An 18947-nucleotide genomic window follows, 5' to 3' on the forward strand; every position below is an offset into this window, starting at 1 on the left:
ACCAACAACAATTTTGATTGAATTGAGCCGATAAAACGGCTTCAATATAAATGTAGTCACTATGTGATTGCAGCATTTTATTGGAGAGTTTGATCCTGGCTCAGGACGAACGCTGGCGGCGTGCCTAACACATGCAAGTCGAACGGAGTAGTTAGCAATAGCTACTTAGTGGCGAACGGGTGAGTAACGCGTAGACAACCTGCCTCTCAACTGGGGACAACACCGCGAAAGTGGTGCTAATACCGAATGTGGTATCTTCGTTGCATGACGGAGATAAGAAAGATGGCCTCTATATATAAGCTATCGTTGAGAGATGGGTCTGCGTCTGATTAGCTGGTTGGTGAGGTAACGGCTCACCAAGGCGACGATCAGTAGCCGGTCTGAGAGGATGAACGGCCACACTGGGACTGAGACACGGCCCAGACTCCTACGGGAGGCAGCAGTGGGGAATCTTCCGCAATGGACGAAAGTCTGACGGAGCAACGCCGCGTGAGTGAAGAAGGCCTTCGGGTCGTAAAGCTCTGTCGTTTGGGACGAACGTATCCTATGTAAATAATATGGGGTAATGACGGTACCAAAGGAGGAAGCCACGGCTAACTACGTGCCAGCAGCCGCGGTAATACGTAGGTGGCAAGCGTTGTCCGGAATTATTGGGCGTAAAGGGCGTGTAGGTGGCCTGATAAGTCGTGTGTCTAAGTGCGAAGCTCAACTTCGTATGGGCGCAGGAAACTGCCAGGCTTGAGTGCAGGAGAGGAAAGTGGAATTCCCAGTGTAGCGGTGAAATGCGTAGAGATTGGGAGGAACACCAGTGGCGAAGGCGACTTTCTGGACTGTGTCTGACACTGAGGCGCGAAAGCCAGGGGAGCGAACGGGATTAGATACCCCGGTAGTCCTGGCCGTAAACGATGGGTACTAGGTGTAGAGGGTATCGACCCCTTCTGTGCCGGAGTTAACGCAATAAGTACCCCGCCTGGGGAGTACGGCCGCAAGGTTGAAACTCAAAGGAATTGACGGGGGCCCGCACAAGCGGTGGAGTATGTGGTTTAATTCGACGCAACGCGAAGAACCTTACCAGGGCTTGACATTGAGCGAAAGGTCTAGAGATAGATCCCTTACCTTCGGGTAACGCGAAAACAGGTGGTGCATGGCTGTCGTCAGCTCGTGTCGTGAGATGTTGGGTTAAGTCCCGCAACGAGCGCAACCCTTATCCTTTGTTGCCAGCGCGTAAAGGCGGGAACTCAAGGGAGACTGCCGCAGAGAATGCGGAGGAAGGCGGGGATGACGTCAAGTCATCATGCCCCTAATGTCCTGGGCTACACACGTACTACAATGGGCTTAAACAAAGCGAAGCAAACCTGCGAAGGCAAGCGAAACGCAGAAACAAGCTCTCAGTTCGGATCGGAGGCTGCAACTCGCCTCCGTGAAGTCGGAATCGCTAGTAATCGCAGGTCAGCATACTGCGGTGAATACGTTCCCGGGCCTTGTACACACCGCCCGTCACACCACGAAAGTCAGTCACACCCGAAGCCGGTGGGGTAACCAGAAATGGAACTAGCCGTCGAAGGTGGGGCCGATGATTGGGGTGAAGTCGTAACAAGGTAGCCGTATCGGAAGGTGCGGCTGGATCACCTCCTTTCTAGGGATAAGCAGAGAACCAGGTTTTTAGGAGCGAAAGCGACGCGGAAACCTGAGTGAATCGCTTAGTTCTGAGCATAAGCGAAGAACATCATTAAGCGAGCTCCATTCCAGGTCGGTACATTTGGTTGATGCAGGAAATACTAGACGCACCATATGCGGTGGCTGTAGTAAATCCATTTACATTGTTTGGTTTTGAGGGAATGCTTTTGTTAGCAAAAGTTACTTGTTGAAACATACAGGCAACGATGATAACCTAGATATTCCTGAAAACAAGATATCCAGTGACGATAGCTGTGGGGTTCCACCTGTTCCCATGCCGAACACAGAAGTTAAGCCCACAAACGCCGAAGGTACTTGGCTGGAAACGGCCCGGGAGATTAGGAAGCTGCTGGTTCCGGAACAAAAGTTCCACAACCTGCCTGTTGAAATACACAAGTGGTTGTGATAACATAGATGTTCCGCTGTTCCTTGAAAACTGCACAGAAGAAAGCAAAGTAAAAGTACCTCTCATATGCAAATATGTGAAGTAACTTAACGAAGCGCAATTAGGATTTTTAAAAAATGACTTAACCTTAGTCACAAGCAAAGTTTAAGTTGAGGCGGAGACTGGCTAGAAGGTGCCATATGCTAGGCGCCCCGGAAACCCGAGCCGTGCCGCGTACTCGCGTACGCAAACAATCGGGTTGAGGAGCAACAACGCAGATGGCGGCTTATAGACAGTCGGAGCTAGAAGTCAAGTTAGTAAGGGCATACGGTGGATGCCTAGGCGCCAAGAGCCGAAGAAGGACGCGGTAAGCTGCGAAAAGTCATGGGGAGCCGCAAGCAGGCCCTGATCCATGAATATCCGAATGGGGGAACCCAGTGGTGGTCATGCACCATTACCCGGCGTAAGTCGGGAGGTAAGCCGGGGAACTGAAACATCTAAGTACCCGGAGGAAAAGTAATCAAACGAGATTCCCCAAGTAGCGGCGAGCGAACGGGGAAGAGCCCAAACCAGTGGACTTCGGTCGACTGGGGTTGAGGACCGGCAGAAGTTTCGTCAGGCCTAGCCGAACTACCTGGAAAGGTAGGCCGCAGAAGGTAACAGCCCTGTAAGCGAAAGGCAGAGCGAAATGGCCGGAATCCAGAGTACCACGGGACACGAGGAACCCTGTGGGAAGCAGGGGGGACCACCCTCCAAGGCAAAATACTCGAGGCGACCGATAGCGCATAGTACCGTGAGGGAAAGGTGAAAAGCACCCCGGGAGGGGAGTGAAAAAGAACCTGAAACCGTATGCCTACAAGCAGTCGAAGGCCCGTAGGAGGCTGACGGCGTGCCTATTGAAGAATGAACCGGCGAGTTACAATATCCAGCAAGGTTAAGTGGAAGACACGGAGCCGAAGCGAAAGCGAGTCTAAAAAGGGCGAAAGTTGGATAGTGTAGACCCGAAACCGCAGTGATCTATCCATGGCCAGGTTGAAGCGCAGGTAAAAATGCGTGGAGGACCGAACCCGTGAGCGTTGAAAAGCTTTGGGATGAGTTGTGGATAGGGGTGAAATGCCAATCGAACGCGGAGATAGCTGGTTCTCCCCGAAATAGCTTTAGGGCTAGCCTCAGGAAGTAAGTACAGGCGGTAGAGCACTGATAGGGCTAGGGGCCTAATGGGTTACTGAACCTTGTCAAACTACGAATGCCTGTAGTGGAATCCTGGGAGTCAGACTACGAGTGATAAGACCCGTGGTCAAGAGGGAAACAGCCCAGACCATCAGCTAAGGTCCCCAATGCCGTACTAAGTGGCAAAGGATGTGGAGATACAAAAACAACCAGGATGTTGGCTTAGAAGCAGCCACCATTAAAAGAGTGCGTAATAGCTCACTGGTCGAGTGTCGCTGCGCCGAAGATGTCCGGGGCTAAAGTACGGAACCGAAGCTATGGCATGTCTAACGACATGGGTAGGGGAGCGTTCTATACCCAGAGAAGGTATACCGTAAGGAGTGCTGGAGAGTATAGAAGTGAGAATGCCGGTATGAGTAGCGAAAAGACAAGTGAGAATCTTGTCCACCGAAAGCCTAAGGATTTCTGAGGAAGGATCGTCCGCTCAGAGTCAGTCGGGCCCTAAGCCGAGGCAAAAAGCGTAGGCGATGGACAACTGGTAAATATTCCAGTACCACCTAGGATCGTTTGAGCGAGGGAGTGACACAGGAGGGCAGGCAAGCGCGAGGATGGAAATTCGCGTCTAAGCTTGTAGGGTGCATCACAGGCAAATCCGTGATGCGTAAAGCCTGAGGAGTGACGGGTAGCTGTTAGAGATAATGGCGAAATTGCTGATCCCAGACTGTCAAGAAAAGCTTCTAGTGAGAGACTAGGTGCCCGTACCGTAAACCGACACAGGTAGGCGGGGAGAGAATCCTAAGGTGCGCGGGAGAACCCTCGTTAAGGAACTCGGCAAAATGTCCCCGTAACTTCGGGAAAAGGGGAGCTTGTAAACCGTGTAGACCAGAAGCGGTCGAAGCGGGAATGAGTTGCAAAAAAGAGGCCCAAGCGACTGTTTACCACAAACACAGGTGCCTGCTAAAGCGAAAGCTGACGTATAGGTGCTGACACCTGCCCGGTGCCGGAAGGTTAAGAGGAGAGCTTAGTGGAAACGCGAAGGTTTGAATTGAAGCCCCGGTAAACGGCGGCCGTAACTATAACGGTCCTAAGGTAGCGAAATTCCTTGTCGGGTAAGTTCCGACCCGCACGAAAGGTGTAACGACTTGGGCACTGTCTCAACGAGGGACCCGGTGAAATTGAAATACCTGTGAAGATGCAGGTTACCCGCGACTGGACAGAAAGACCCCATGGAGCTTTACTGCAACCTGACATTGAGTTTTGGTAAATGATGTACAGGATAGGTGGGAGACTAGGAAGATGGGACGCAAGTCTTGTTGGAGTCAATGTTGGGATACCACCCTTTATTTACTGGAGTTCTAACTCAAGGAGTAACGAAACTGAGGACAGTGTCAGGCGGGCAGTTTGACTGGGGCGGTCGCCTCCGAAAGAGTAACGGAGGCGCCCAAAGGTTCCCTCAGCGCGGATGGAAATCGCGCGAAGAGTGTAAAGGCAGAAGGGAGCTTGACTGCAAGACAGACAAGTCGAGCAGGGACGAAAGTCGGGCTTAGTGATCCGGTGGTACCGAGTGGAAGGGCCATCGCTCAACGGATAAAAGCTACCCTGGGGATAACAGGCTAATCTCTCCCAAGAGTCCATATCGACGGGGAGGTTTGGCACCTCGATGTCGGCTCATCACATCCTGGGGCTGAAGTAGGTCCCAAGGGTTGGGCTGTTCGCCCATTAAAGTGGTACGTGAGCTGGGTTCAGAACGTCGTGAGACAGTTCGGTCCCTATCCATCGCGGGCGTAAGAGACTTGAAGGGAACTGCTCCTAGTACGAGAGGACCGGAGTGGACGGACCCATGGTGTACCAGTTATCCCGCCAGGGGTAGAGCTGGGTAGCTACGTCCGGAAAGGATAAACGCTGAAAGCATCTAAGCGTGAAACCAGCCTTAAGATGAGGTCTGTCATTCGCAAGAAGTAAGGCCCCTTGGAGAAGACAAGGTTGATAGGCCAGGAGTGGAAGTGGAGTGATCCATGGAGCGGACTGGTACTAATAGGCCGAGGACTTGACTTTAAACCCTCGTTTGCATGAAGTGCAAACATCGATGATTATTGCGCAATGCTTATCTTCTGTGAAGTTTTCAGGGAATAAAGAGAGGAGAATTAGGAGGTTCCGCGCTCCGCTTGGAACTAAGCGATTCACGCAGGTTTCCGCGTCGCTATCGCTCCTAAAAACCTGGTTCTCTGCTTAAAAATCCAGTGACGATAGCTGTGGGGTTCCACCTGTTCCCATACCGAACACAGCAGTTAAGCCCACAAACGCCGAAGGTACTTGGCTGGAAACGGCCCGGGAGATTAGGAAGTTGCTGGTTGCAAAGCACCTACTGAATGTAGGTGTTTTTTATTTACCGTAAGTTTTGACTGTTTGCAAAAACTTTTTTTATTTGCCATATTATATTATAATAATTATTAGGTACAAACCGGCAATCTACACGAGGGAGGGTTAATCAAATGGCAAGCAAAATAGGCAAAGAGTTTATGGAGAAAACCAAGTACAAATTTGCCACACATTCTGATCAGGCCCGGGGCTTGCCACACCCGCCGGTGGAAATGGATATAGGTAATACCGGCTTTGTGATCGATCTGCCAGATCACAGTTCGGGGACGGCTGATATTTCCCTAACCCAGGCGATTCAGCATCGGACCAGTGTCCGTAACTATGCAGCCAAGGCATTGTCTTTATCTGAGCTTTCTTATTTGCTGTGGTGCACACAAGGGGTTAAGTCGATTGAACCGCATTTGGTCACCTTCAGAACCGTACCTTCAGCCGGGGCAAGACACGCCTTTGAGACGTATCTGCTAGTGAATCAGGTTGCTGGTTTGGAACCGGGATTATACAGGTTCTTAGCGGTTGATCACCAATTGGCCAAGCTAGAGGCCACAGGCAATATCGCCGAAATAATTACAGAAGCATGTCTGGGGCAAAAGTTTGTTAAGACAAGTGCAGTTACATTTATTTGGACGGCAGCTGCTTATCGTATGACCTACCGCTATGGCCAGCGCGGCTACCGGTATTTACACCTGGATGCCGGTCATGTCTGCCAGAACCTCTACCTGGCGGCAACCGCAGTGGATTGCGGCGTGTGCGCCATTGCCGCTTTTGATGATGATAAGCTTAATGCGGCACTGGTCATTGATGGCGATAACCAGTTTGCTGTCTATGTAGCAACTGTTGGGAAAAGAATATAACCCATGTAGTACCAGGCGATAGGGAAGAGGGAACCCACTCTTACTGACCAATAAAAATTCTTGACAGTTACATATACCTGTGTTACTATTACTCAAGAATAAAAAAAGAATACAGTATTTTTCATCAAGAGTTGGCTGAGGGACTGGCCCAATGAAGCCGCGGCAACCATCGCAAAGCGAACGGTGCCAATTCCTGCAACCTGTAAGGGTTTGGCAGATGAAGAATGCATAGTTTTTGAATTATGCCTCTTCGACTGCGAAGAGGTTTTTTATTTGTACAGCATAAAAGGGAGGCAGTTACTATGATTTCATTAACAGGATTGCAGAAGATATATAACGGCGATTCCGGCGCGGTAATCGCCCTTGATAATGTATCTTTGGCTATAAAGCAGGGCGAGATTTATGGCATTATCGGCAAAAGTGGCGCCGGTAAAAGCACGCTTATCCGCTGCATAAACCTATTGGAACGTCCTACCGCCGGCCAGGTATTTGTTGCCGGCCAGGAAATGACAGCGTTGTCGGAAGCGCAATTGCGCGATGCCCGTAAAAGCATCGGCATGATTTTTCAGCATTTTAATCTGTTGTCTTCGCGCACCGTGCTCGACAACGTAGCTTTTCCCTTGGAAATTGCCGGTATCGGTAAAGCGGAGCGGATAAAAAAAGTACTGCCGCTGTTAGAGCTTGTTGGCTTGTCTGACAAAAAAGATGTTTACCCGGCCCAGCTCAGCGGCGGGCAAAAACAACGGGTAGGCATTGCCCGGGCCCTGGCGAGTGAGCCCAAAGTGCTATTATGCGATGAGGCAACTTCAGCCCTTGACCCGCAGACGACAGAGTCAATTCTGGCTTTATTGAAAGATATTAATAGAAAGCTCGGCTTGACGATTGTTTTGATTACCCATGAAATGCATGTCATTAAGGCAATCTGTGATCAAGTGGCCGTAATTGAAGCCGGCCGGCTTGTGGAAACCGGGAAGGTGTTTGATGTATTTACCAGGCCGCAGTCAGACACCGCCCGTGAGTTTATTAAAGCCGTAGTAAATAATAAATTGCCGGAAGCCTTGGCCGAGATGGTATCAGACCAGCCGGTTGCCGGCAGCAACCTGGTTGTGCGCTTATCTTTTTTTGGGACGGCCACGAATGAACCTGTTATTGCCGGCCTAATCAGGCGTTTTGCCGTTGATGTCAATATAATCTCCGGCAATATCGACCATTTACAGGCAATACCTTATGGCACGCTGGTTATAGAGCTGTCAGGCAAACAGGAGGATATTCAAGCTGCGCTGCATTATCTGCAGGCCAGAGATTTAGGAACAGAGGTGATTGGATATGTCACAAGACATGCTTATGCTGCTGGCTGAGGCTTTTGGCGAAACAGTGTATATGGTAGCGGTTTCAGCCCTGGTCTCCGCCTTGCTGGGAATCCCGCTCGGGGTAATCCTGGTTATTACCGGCAAGGGCCATATAAAAGAGAACCTGGTTTTTAACCAGGCCTTAGGGGCAATAGTTAATGCTGCCAGGTCAACTCCGTTTATTATTTTGATGGTCGCTATTATACCTTTTACCAGGATTATTGTTGGTACATCCATCGGCACCAATGCGGCGATCGTACCTCTCACCATTGCGGCCATTCCCTTTGTCGGCCGGGTTGTAGAGTCAGCCCTCAAAGAAGTGGATGCCGGACTTGTCGAAGCAGCGCAGTCAATGGGGGCATCGCCCCGGCAAATCATCTTGAAGGTGCTTATCCCGGAAGCCCTGCCATCTATATTACTAGGGCTGACATTAATGGTAATCAGTTTGATTGGTTATTCGGCCATGGCTGGTGCAATTGGCGGCGGCGGTTTGGGAGACCTGGCGATCCGCTATGGTTATCAACGCTTTAGAGCGGATGTCATGCTGGCAACGGTTGTTATCCTGATCGCGCTGGTACAGATTGTCCAGTCCAGTGGCGACTACTTCGCCCATAAACTTAACAAACGCTAAACTATGGAAACAGAATACAGGGGGTATACGTAAGCATGGAAGCTATTATTGGCAATATTCGTGGCGGCGGTTACGCTTCAGCCAAGGCCCGGCAATTTACTGAATCAGTCATTAGAGAGATGAGCCGGATTGCGGCTGCCCATAATGCGATCAATCTTGCCCAGGGGTTCCCTGATTTTCCGGCGCCGGCAGCGATTAAACAGGCTGCTGTCAGGGCAGTTAATGACGATCATAATCAATACGCCATAACCTGGGGCACAAAAGGCCTGCGTGATGCTATTGCCGCCAAGGTGGAACGGGACTATGGCGTTGTTATCGACCCTGAACGCCAGCTTACCGTGTGTTGCGGAGCCACAGAGGGAATGATTGCCACCCTCCTGGCAATTGTTAACCCCGGCGATGAAGTCATTATATTTGAACCGTTTTATGAAAATTATGGCGCTGATGTAATCCTGTGCGGCGCGGTACCCCGGTATGTCAGCTTAACCCCGCCGGCATTTAATTTTAACCGGGAGGAGCTTATTGCCGCTTTTTCCGATAAAACCAGGGCTATCATCATTAATACGCCCAATAACCCGACAGGTAAAGTCTTTAATCGCGAGGAGCTGGAGCTCATTGCCCGCTTGTGCATTAAGCATGATGTACTGGCAATTAATGATGAAATCTACGAACATATCTTATATGACAATACTGAGCATATCCCGCTATGGACATTGCCGGGTATGGCTGACAGGACGATTGCCGTAAACAGCGTATCCAAAACCTTCAGCGTAACCGGCTGGCGCATTGGTTATGTTCAGGCCTCACCGGAGATCACGGCTTCGGTGCGTAAAGTACATGATTTTCTTACCGTAGGAGCGGCGGCACCCCTGCAGGTAGCTGCGGCCGAGGCCTTTACTTCCGGCCCGGAATACTATGCCGAATTGGCCGGTTTTTATAGCGAACGACGGGATTATTTGCTTACTGCCCTGGAGAAGGTTGGCTTTAGCTGTGTGCGGCCCCAGGGAGCCTACTATATCATGGCAGACATTACACCATTTGGCTGGGACGATGATGTGGCCTTTGCTAAATACTTGGCCAGCGAGATCGGGGTGGCTGTTGTCCCGGGCTCAAGCTTTTTCCGTCCCGAAAGCAATGCCGGCAAAACCTTGATCAGGTTTTGCTTTTGCAAAAAGTTTGAAACCCTGCAGGCCGCTGCCGACCGTTTGGCCAAGCTGACCATTAAAAAATAAGGAGTTATAAGAGGGGGAGACAAGAATGAAAAAGTATATAAAAACCGTTGGCCTGGCCACGGTTCTCATGATCGCAGTTGCCGGAATTGCCGGCTGCGGCAAACAGGCACCGGCGCCGACAGCAGATAAGATAATTAAGGTCGGGGTAACAGCCGGTCCTCATGCCGAAATCATGGATGTTGTTAAACAAGTTGCCGCTAAAGACGGCCTTAAAATTGAAGTTGTTGAGTTCAATGATTATGTTCAGCCTAATGTGGCTCTAAGCCAGGGCGATATTGACGTCAACAGTTTTCAGCATCAGCCGTACCTGGACAATATGGTCCAAGACCGCAAATATGATATAGTGTCGGTTGCGAAAACTGTTATTTACCCAATGGGCATCTATTCGAAAAAGGTTACCGCGCTTAATGAGCTTAAACCAGGCGCCACGATAGCCATCCCCAACGATCCGACCAATGGGGGCCGGGCCTTATTACTGCTGGAAAAGCAGGGCTTGATCAAGCTTAAAGCAGGCGCTGGCCTGAAAGCGGCAGCCGCTGATGTTGCTGAAAACCCCCAGGGTTATAAAATAAAAGAACTTGACGCTGCTCAGGTACCGCGTTCGCTGGAAGACGTTGATCTGGCCGCTATTAATACCAACTATGCCATGACTGCCGGCCTTGTTCCCAATAAAGATGCCCTAGCGATTGAAGACGGCAACTCGCCGTATGCAAATGTCATTGCCGTACAGGCAAAGGACAAAGATAATCCGGCAGTGGCTAAATTAATTAAGGCCTATCATTCCGAAGAGGTAAAAAAGTTTATTAACGAGCATTTTAAAGGCTCTGTAATTGCAGTCTGGTAATCGTAATATCGCATTACATAAAAAGCTACGGCTCTGGCAGCCGTGGCTTTTTAGCTCTATCGGCATTTATAAGTCTGGCGATATACATAAAAAATGACTCAAAAGAACCGTCCCCGTGAGTCCAGCCGTGTTTTTGTTTACTGTGCAGGAGATTGCCCGAAGTAAAGCGAAAACCCTTCAACAAAAGAGTACTGAGAAGTTAAAGGAGCGACTATGCGCATTTTACATACGGCCGACTGGCATTTTGGCAAAACAATTGAAGGCCGGGACAGACACCAGGAGCAGGTGGCGTTTGTGGAGGAATTAGCGGGCATTTGCGCAGATGAGCGCATTGATCTGGTGCTGGTGGCCGGAGATGTATTTCAGAGCCCTAACCCCAGTGCCGCCGCCGAGGAGCTGTTTTACTATGCCGTTGACAAGCTGGCCGATCATGGCCGGCGGGGCCTAGTCATTGTGGCCGGAAACCATGATAATCCGGACCGGTTGTGTGCCGCCGCACCGCTGGCCGGCCGTTTAGGCATTACTCTGGCCGGCATGCCTAAAGAAGAGCTTGGCCCCACCAGTCCGGCACCGGGGAAGGTGTACCGGGTTAATGGCGGCCAGGCCTGGCTGGAATTAGCGGTGCCGGGAATTGACCATACCGCAGTCATTGCGGCCCTGCCTTACCCGTCCGAAGGACGGCTTAAAGAGGTTCTGGCCGCCTCCCTGGAAGATAATGATTTGCGTCAGGGCTATAATAACAGGCTTGCCGGGTTGTTTAGCGCAATTAATACCAGATACCGGCCTGCTTCCGTCAATCTGGCGGTAAGCCATCTGTATGTCCGCGGCGGCATTGAATCAGAATCGGAGCACCAGATACAGGTAGGCGGTGCCTATGCGGTGGAGCCAACGGTATTTCCAGCTGGCGCCCAATATATTGCCCTTGGGCATTTGCATCGTCCCCAGTATGTAGGCGGGGCGACCGCTCCCTGCCGCTATGCCGGCTCGCCCCTGGCCTACAGCTTTTCCGAGACCGGTTATGCTAAGTCGGTAACTATTGTTGACGTCCGGCCCGGTCAGGCTGCCAATATCCGGGAATTACCGCTAAGTGCAGGCCGGCCGCTGGTAAGATGGCGGGCGACCGGCGGTTTGGCTCAGGTGCGGGCCTGGGTTGACGCCGGGCGCGATAAAGAGGCCTGGATTGAGGTGGAGCTGGAGATTGCCCAGGCGCTGGCGCTGGAGGAAATTCAGCAATTACGGGCCATGCATCAGGGTTTTGTTACCATCAGGCCGGTGTTTCAGATAGTAGAGGACCGTCTGTCCAAGGTTGCGGCTAGCCTGAACAGTATGCCGCTCAATGAACTGTTTATCCGGTTTTACGAACAGCAAAACGGCGGCCTTAAGCCTGATGACCGGCTGGTGGAACTATTTCTTGAATTAAGTCAGAGTATCCTGGACGAGAAAGAACAGCGTGACAGCAGCGGGGAGGCAGTGATATGAAGCCAATTCTGCTGAAAATTGCCGGACTGCACAGTTTCAGGGAAGAGCAGGAAATCCCTTTTGAGCGGCTGTCCGAGCTTGGGGTTTTTGGCATTTTCGGGCCGACAGGCAGCGGCAAATCCTCCATCTTAGATGCGATGACCCTGGCCTTGTACGGGACAGTGGTCAGAGCCGGCCGCCGCACCCAGGGCATCTTGAATCATGCGGAAAAACATGTGAAGGTTGTATTTTCGTTTTCACTGGGCCAGGCCGCTGAGCGCCGTCTGTACCGGGTAGAGCGCCGCTATGCCCGCAAAGATCAACTGGCTGTCGCTAACACTCACAGCCGGCTGATTCTGATACATGGCGGCCAGGAAGAACTGCTGGCCGATAAGGACCGCGAGGTCACCGAGCAGATAACCGGACTTTTGGGGCTGAAGGAAGAAGACTTCACCAGAGCGGTTGTACTGCCGCAGGGTAAGTTTGCCGAATTTTTGAATCTGGGCGGCAAAGAACGGCGGGAGATGCTGCAGCGCTTGTTTTCACTGGAACAGTATGGCAATGTGCTGATTAATAAAGTAAATGACAGGTTGCGAACTGCTGAAACAGGCTACATTGAGGTAGAGAGCGAGCAAAAAGGGCTGGGAGATGCTTCCCCGGCCGCTATTGCCAAGGCCCAGGCCGGGCTGAGTATTGCCGTCCGGTCGGAAGAACAGGCCCTGCAGGCGTACCGTCTGGCCGAGTCACAATATACTGAAGCGAAGACAGTATACAACCTGCAGGGTGAATTGTCCCGGAAGCAGGCGGAGCTTACTGCCCACCGGCGGCAGGAAACGGAAATACAGCAACTGGCCGCGGCTCTTGAACTGGCAGAAAAAGCGGAGCGGGCGGCCGGCGTTGTGAGCGAGTTTTTGACAAGCCAAACAAATGAGCAGGCAGCAGCTACGGTTAAGCAGCAGGCCTGCGAGCAGGCAGCCCGGCTGGCGGCGGTAAGCAAAGAGTTGCATGCCGCCTATAACACAGCCAGAGAAGCCCGGGGCAGGCGAGAGCCTGAGCTAATCGAACAGCGGACAAAGTTAGAAGCAGCCCGGCAGCTGGAAGAACAGGTAACCGGGCTGCAGGCTGCCGCCGCCGGCTTGGCAGCACAGCAACGGCAACAGCAGCTTGTGGCCGCCGGGGTCGGTGAGTCATTGGCGCAGCAGACAGCCCGCAGCCAGCAATATGAGGCAAGCTTAAAAAAGCTTGAGCAGCAGCTAACTGCTGCCGGTATTAGTGCGGTCCGGCGGGCCAAAGTGCAGGAATGCGTAACGGGTGCGCAAATTCTCCGGCAAAGCCTTATTGCTGCCGATAAAATTAAGCAGGCCGGGGTTTTACGCAAACAACAATGTGAACAGACAGCCGCTGCGGCCAGACAGGCAGAGGCAGCCCGGCAGCAGGTTGAACTGCGGTTAAATACACTGTCGGCGGCTGAGGCGAAAACGGCAGAGTTCCAGTTTCAGGCCGCAGCTGATCAGCTTGATCAGCTGCTGTCAGGTGAAAAGCAGGCCGCAGCCGTTCGGCTGGCCAGTGAACTGACGGCTGGCCGGCCTTGTCCGGTCTGTGGCTCTGACAATCATCCCTGTCCGGCAACAAACAAAGCAAATTCCGGTAATATTGATGGCTATTCGCATTTTGAGCAGGAAATTGCCGCTGCTAAACAACGTATGGCCCAGTTGACCCTAACCCTGACCGAGACAGGTAAAATGGTAGCAGCCGAGCGCCAAAGCCTGGCTGATGCGAGTGCTGCTGCGGCTGCGCTTAGCCAGCAGGCTGCGTCTGCAACTGCTGAACTTGATAAGGTCCGAACTGAATATGGCGAAGCCCGGGAGACGGCCAAGGACTTGCACCGGCAGCTATTAGAGGCCTTGCAGGCCGCAGATCTGAGCCTTGCCGGTCCGTTGTCGCCAGATGAAACACTTAGGCATGCGGAGAAACTGGCCGAATATATTAGTAATCAGGATATGCTGGCAGAAACACTGACAAAACAACTGGTTAGCCAGCGGCAGGAATACGAAGGCTGCCAGCGGGAAATTTCTATACTGCACCAGCAGGTGCAGGCGGCGGCGGCCGGTTTGGCAGCAATCACTGCCAGGGTTAACGCCGCGCAGGAACAGGTGACAGCCAAACAACAAGAGCTTATAGCCGTTACCCAGGGGATACCTGCCAGCCAGCTCTTGGCCCGAACAGCACAAGCCCTTGAAACGGTACGCAGAGAGGAAGAATTGGCGAAAAACCGGGCGGAACAGGCGGCAGAGGCCTTAATCACCGCGGAACAGGCCCGGACCCGGACGGAAACCAGCTGGCTGGAGGCGGTTAGGCGCCGGGAGCTTAGCCAGGTACAATTGGAGGCTAGACTACGGGAAGAAGGGTTTGCCGATGTCAACGCTATGACGGCCGTGCATATGCCGCCGGCCCGGCTGGAAGAAGGGCGCCGCCTGCTCAAGGTTTATGCGGAATTTGACCAGCGGCTGAACGCTCAGTGTGAACAACTGCTGGAGACTCTGCAAGGCCGGGTGGTCACTGATGCGGTCTGGGAAAAAATTCAACAAGGCCTGGCCCAAGCGGAACTGGAAAAGAATACGGCTACCCGGGAACGGGTAGAGGCGGATAAGGAATACCGGGATTTATCGGTTAAGCATCAACGCTGGTCGGAGCTGGAGGCGGTGCGGCTGAAGCTTAAAGAACAGCGGGAATGCCTGATTGCACTGCGTACATTGTTGCGGGGCAATATCTTTGTGGAATTCTTGGCTCAGGAACAGATGGAATTAGTGGCCCGGCAGGCATCGGAGCGCTTAAAACAGATAACCCGGCACCGCTATGCTCTTGAGCTTAACTCTGACGGCGGGTTTCTGATTCGTGATGATGCCAATGGCGGTGTCAGGCGGCCGGTCAGTACGCTGTCAGGAGGAGAAACCTTCCAGACCGCATTGGCCTTATCCCTGGCGTTATCGGCGCAAATTCAGCTTAAAGGCAAGTATCCGCTTGAATTTTTTTTCCTGGATGAAGGGTTTGGCTCTCTTGACCAGCAGGCCTTGGATGTGGCGATGACCACCTTGGAGAAGCTCCATATCGAACGTTTGACCATTGGCATTATCAGCCATGTATCTGAGCTAAAACAGCGTTTGCCGCGCCGGTTGGTTGTGGAACCGGCTGAACCGGCCGGGCGGGGCAGCCGCGTAAGGGTGGAGGAGGCATAATAATGGCGTTTAAGCCCGGGCGAGGCCTGATTCTTTGCTTAGTTTTACTGGCAAGTACCGTAATTGGGGCCGGTTTATTTATCACTAACTATACGGGTACCGCCAAGGCCGCTACATTTTCCTACCAGATGCTGCCGGCGGACGGGGCGGTTATCCAGAATAAGCAGCCGGAGCTCCAGGTTCAGCTTACTTTACACGGGGAAAGTCTGGAGTCTTATCAGCTGTATCTTAACGGCCAGGCTATAGCGGCGGTCTATCAGGCCGAACCGGGTTTGATTACCGGCCGTCCTCCCGGGGAACTCCAGGCTGGCAGGCATAACCTGAGCCTGACTTTCGTGCTTACCGGCTACCAGCCGGTAGAAATTAGCAGCAGCTTTACAATTGAGGATAAACGGTCCGAATACCTGCCGCCAGGCGCTGGAACGGAACAGTCCTCGTTCCTGGCGGCGGGTCTTACCGTCCTTAATCAATACCGCACCGCACTGGCGTTGCCGCCGGTAACCGAGCAGCCCCTGCTTACCCGCAGTGCCCAGGCCCATGCCGATTATCTAGCCCGCAACAAGCTATTTGGCCATTATGAGGATAAAACCCGGCCCGGTTTTACCGGGGCGACTGTAAAAGAGCGGGCCGAACTGGCCGGGTATTATCAGCCGGTGGGTGAGGGCCTGTCTACCGCAACTGTTTCTGGCGGGGTGGGAGTTGATAGTTTGATGGATGCCCCTTATCACCGCCTGGCGCATATAAACCCCAATTTTACCGAAGCCGGTATCGGCTTTACCCTGCGGCCGGATTGCACGGTGATTAACTATGGTGCGCCCCAGGGGTTCACAGATGGCAGAATCGTATTATATCCCTACCCGGGCCAGGCTGATGCCAAGATTGGCTGGAAAGCCGTCGAAAGCCCTAATCCCCTGGCCGCCTATGGCCAGGAGGAGACCTATGTCGGTTATCCGATTAGTTTAAGTGTGCATGACAGCGCCACCCGGGAACTGCAGGTTTTATCAGCCGGACTGGCAGCAGCCGGCGGACAGCCGGTCCCTTTTTACCTGGTTGATGCCAGCAAAGAGAGTTCCTGGAAGCAGCATGTATTTCTTATTCCCCGGACCGTACTGCTTCCGGGGATGACCTATACTGCGCGGATTGAAGCCCTGCGGCTGATGGCTGACGGCAGTACCGCCACCCTGCTCCAGGAGTGGACCTTTACCACCCTGCCTGACCTGCAGGCCTTGTCGGCTACGCTGGAGCAAATGAGCACCGGAGAGGATTTTGTTAATGTCAGGCTGAAAAATGGTGAACTTGCCGATTTGGCCTATACAGTTAAAAAAGGCGGTCAGCTCTGGCAGACTTATCAGGACGGGCGTTACCTGCGCTATAACCCCGGCCAGCCGCTGACCGGCACCTTTACGCTTGAGCTTACCAGCAGTTTGTTTTCCGCCCCTGTGGTGTATGAGCTTGAGATTACGGACAACAGGCAAAACAGGCAGCTTTTGCTGCATGCGACAAAAAAATGATAGAGGGAGGCTGACTGTGTATTTTAAACGAATCCTCAGTATTTTGACCCTTAGCTTTGCTCTGGCTCTGACTGCAGCTGCTGTTGGCGATGCGGCTCCGCTTGCCGGCCAACAGGCTGAGGTGCCGCCTGGGCCAGTGAACGTCAAGCTGGGCATTGACAACCTTGACAGGTATCTGCCTGTGTTCCAGGGAAAAAGGATTGGGCTTATAACCAACCCAACCGGGATGACCAGTGACTTTAACAGTACGATTGATGTGCTCAAAGCCAAGACCCGGCTTGTCGCGCTTTTTTCACCCGAACACGGCATCCGGGGCCATGTGCCGGCAGGGGCAGCAGTAGGCAGCTATGTGGATGAAAGGACCGGCATACCGGTTTACAGCCTGTATGGGCAAACTAAGAAACCGACTGCCGCCATGCTGGCTGATATTGATGTATTGGCTTTTGATATGCAGGATATCGGGGCCCGTTTCTATACTTATATGTATACGATGGCTTATGCTATGCAGAGTGCCAAAGAAAACGGCAAAACCTTTGTTGTGTTTGACAGGCCCAATCCGGTGGGCGGAACGGTGGTAGAAGGCAATATTATTCAGCCCGGCTATGAGTCATTTATCGGCCTGTATCCGATCCCGGCCCGCCATGGCCTGACAATTGGTGAACTGGCCAGGTTGATGAACCGGGAATATCAGATTGACTGCGAGCTTGTTATCATTCCCATGACCGGCTGGCAGCGCAGCATGTATTTTGCCGATACCGGTTTACCCTGGGTTATGACCTCGCCCAATATTCCGACGCCTGATACGGCGTTAGCCTACAGCGGCACCGGTATTTTTGGCGGTACTAATGTTTCTGAAGGCATCGGCACTACCCGTCCCTTTGAGCTTGTCGGCGCCCCCTGGATTAACGCCGCTGAGCTGGCCGGACATATGAATGCCGCCGGTCTGCCAGGAGTCAGGTTCCGGCCGGTGTATTTCACACCCCGCCAGCCTGAGGTTAAATATCAGGGCCGGCTGTGCGGCGGCGTGCAGCTGCATGTCACCGATAAGGAGGCATACCGGCCGGTACGCACCGGGCTTACCCTTTTGTATGCAATTAAAGAGCTAAGTAACGGCAAGTTTGCTTTTAATCAGTCGGCTACCGCCGCCACCGCCACCATTGATATCTATACCGGTGACAGCCATGTCCGCCAGGGTGCGCCGCTGGCTGAAATCCTGCGCCAGTGGGAGGGCACGGCCGGGCAGTTTAAAGAATTATCCAGGCAATACTATCTCTATCAATAGCCGGATAAGCAAAATTAGCTCCCAAGCGTACGGTCTGGCAGGTATGGCGGGAGTTATACCTGCCAGACCGTTTTTGAAACATAGCATCAATTTTAAAAAATCCCTATTACCAATGCAAGGATCCGGGACCGTGTGGTATAATCTGGGTAGCAGTATGAATTCAGCTGATGGGGGGAATTGGAATTGAGAATAAAGCATCTCAGACATGCTACTTTTCATTTGCATATGAATGGGCTGAGCCTGCTGGTAGATCCTGTTTTAGGCGCCGCCGGCAGTATGACGCCGATTGATAATTCGCCTAACCCGCGGCGGAATCCATTGGTAGAGCTGCCGGTTAGTACGGGCGAGGCAATAAGCACCGATGCTTGCCTTATTACTCATCTACATCGTGACCACTTTGACTCTGCGGCCGGCGAGTTTCTGCCCAAACACATGGCGGTGTTTTGCCAGCCGGAAGATCGGGATAAACTACAGGAACAGGGGTTTAATAACATCCAGGCGGTTAATCCGGCTGTTACCTGGCAGGGAATAACCATTACACGCACCGGCGGCCAGCATGGCACCGGGGAAATTGGCCGTAAAATGGCGCCTGTATCCGGTTATATACTGAAGAGTGAGGGTGAGCCTGTCCTTTATATCGCCGGTGACACTATCTGGTGCCCGGAGGTGGCTGCGGCCCTGGCGGAGCATAAGCCGCAGGTAATTGTGCTGAATGGGGGCGCGGCCAGGTTTAATGAGGGCGAACCAATAACCATGGGAACGCAGGATATCTATCAGGTATGCCGGCAGGCCCCCGCGGCCATAATTATTGTTGTGCATCTGGAAGCCATTAATCATTGTTTGTTGACCAGGGCTGAACTCAAGGGTTTTCTGGTTCAGCACGGTTTAGAGAGCAGGGTGATGGTTCCTGATGATGGTCAGTGGCTTATGTGTTAAACTGGC

The 18947-nt window shown here is 52.6% G+C and carries 10 protein-coding genes, 4 rRNA genes and 1 riboswitch; all 14 genes read left to right on the forward strand.

The genetic code is table 11. From position 1 onward, the window contains the following. Positions 1-77: 77 nt before the first annotated feature. The 14 genes from ACZ481_RS00770 to ACZ481_RS00835 all read left to right on the forward strand — a co-directional run bounded on the left by ACZ481_RS00770 (position 78) and on the right by ACZ481_RS00835 (position 18941). Positions 78-1636 (forward strand): 16S ribosomal RNA (locus tag ACZ481_RS00770). 279 nt (positions 1637-1915) lie between these two features. Beyond that, a 5S ribosomal RNA gene (gene rrf, locus ACZ481_RS00775) occupies positions 1916-2032 on the forward strand. Between the two features lie 337 nt (positions 2033-2369). Continuing rightward, a 23S ribosomal RNA gene (locus ACZ481_RS00780) occupies positions 2370-5287 on the forward strand. Between the two features lie 181 nt (positions 5288-5468). Further along, positions 5469-5585: ribosomal RNA gene (rrf, locus tag ACZ481_RS00785) — 5S ribosomal RNA — on the forward strand. The 16S, 23S and 5S rRNA genes sit together here, the layout of an rRNA operon. A 139-nt stretch (positions 5586-5724) precedes the next feature. After that, positions 5725-6462: a SagB/ThcOx family dehydrogenase gene (locus ACZ481_RS00790; protein WP_464768308.1), complete on the forward strand. Its 738-nt coding sequence runs from the start codon at positions 5725-5727 to the stop codon at positions 6460-6462. Between the two features lie 118 nt (positions 6463-6580). Further along, a riboswitch (SAM riboswitch) is annotated at positions 6581-6686 on the forward strand. 78 nt (positions 6687-6764) lie between these two features. Next, positions 6765-7820: a methionine ABC transporter ATP-binding protein gene (locus tag ACZ481_RS00795; RefSeq protein ID WP_464768309.1), complete on the forward strand. Its 1056-nt coding sequence runs from the start codon at positions 6765-6767 to the stop codon at positions 7818-7820. Further along, a complete protein-coding gene (locus ACZ481_RS00800; RefSeq protein ID WP_464768310.1) occupies positions 7789-8442 on the forward strand; it encodes a methionine ABC transporter permease in 654 nt (217 codons plus the stop codon). The genes ACZ481_RS00795 and ACZ481_RS00800 overlap by 32 nt, the downstream gene beginning before the upstream one ends. A 35-nt stretch (positions 8443-8477) precedes the next feature. Then, positions 8478-9674, forward strand: coding sequence for a pyridoxal phosphate-dependent aminotransferase (locus ACZ481_RS00805; protein ID WP_464768311.1), 1197 nt, complete (start codon positions 8478-8480; stop codon positions 9672-9674). Positions 9675-9699: 25 nt separating this feature from the next. Further along, positions 9700-10518, forward strand: coding sequence for a MetQ/NlpA family ABC transporter substrate-binding protein (locus tag ACZ481_RS00810; protein WP_464768312.1), 819 nt, complete (start codon positions 9700-9702; stop codon positions 10516-10518). A 213-nt stretch (positions 10519-10731) separates the two neighbouring features. After that, positions 10732-11997 carry an exonuclease SbcCD subunit D gene (locus tag ACZ481_RS00815; protein WP_464768313.1) on the forward strand — a complete coding sequence of 422 codons (1266 nt, stop codon included), beginning with the start codon at positions 10732-10734 and terminating at the stop codon, positions 11995-11997. Then, entirely contained in the window at positions 11994-15212 is a 3219-nt protein-coding gene (locus ACZ481_RS00820; RefSeq protein ID WP_464768314.1) for an AAA family ATPase, read from the forward strand. Before ACZ481_RS00815 ends, ACZ481_RS00820 begins: the two co-directional genes overlap by 4 nt. A gap of 2 nt (positions 15213-15214) precedes the next feature. Beyond that, entirely contained in the window at positions 15215-16723 is a 1509-nt protein-coding gene (locus ACZ481_RS00825) for a CAP domain-containing protein (protein WP_464768315.1), read from the forward strand. A 16-nt stretch (positions 16724-16739) separates the two neighbouring features. Continuing rightward, complete coding sequence (locus tag ACZ481_RS00830) at positions 16740-18005, forward strand: exo-beta-N-acetylmuramidase NamZ family protein (RefSeq protein WP_464768316.1); 1266 nt, start codon at positions 16740-16742, stop codon at positions 18003-18005. A gap of 183 nt (positions 18006-18188) precedes the next feature. Further along, positions 18189-18941 (forward strand): MBL fold metallo-hydrolase, encoded by a 753-nt coding sequence (locus ACZ481_RS00835; RefSeq protein ID WP_464768317.1) that lies wholly within the window; start codon positions 18189-18191, stop codon positions 18939-18941. Positions 18942-18947 lie beyond the last annotated feature (6 nt).

This window comes from Sporomusa intestinalis, assembly GCF_055383785.1.

Bases quoted from the DNA above. Each gene is read 5' to 3' on its own strand.
- ACZ481_RS00790 (WP_464768308.1), top strand. From the start codon at position 5,725: ATGGCAAGCAAAATAGGCAAAGAGTTTATGGAGAAAACCAAGTACAAA.
- ACZ481_RS00795 (WP_464768309.1), top strand. From the start codon at position 6,765: ATGATTTCATTAACAGGATTGCAGAAGATATATAACGGCGATTCCGGC.
- ACZ481_RS00800 (WP_464768310.1), top strand. From the start codon at position 7,789: ATGTCACAAGACATGCTTATGCTGCTGGCTGAGGCTTTTGGCGAAACA.
- ACZ481_RS00805 (WP_464768311.1), top strand. From the start codon at position 8,478: ATGGAAGCTATTATTGGCAATATTCGTGGCGGCGGTTACGCTTCAGCC.
- ACZ481_RS00810 (WP_464768312.1), top strand. From the start codon at position 9,700: ATGAAAAAGTATATAAAAACCGTTGGCCTGGCCACGGTTCTCATGATC.
- ACZ481_RS00815 (WP_464768313.1), top strand. From the start codon at position 10,732: ATGCGCATTTTACATACGGCCGACTGGCATTTTGGCAAAACAATTGAA.
- ACZ481_RS00820 (WP_464768314.1), top strand. From the start codon at position 11,994: ATGAAGCCAATTCTGCTGAAAATTGCCGGACTGCACAGTTTCAGGGAA.
- ACZ481_RS00825 (WP_464768315.1), top strand. From the start codon at position 15,215: ATGGCGTTTAAGCCCGGGCGAGGCCTGATTCTTTGCTTAGTTTTACTG.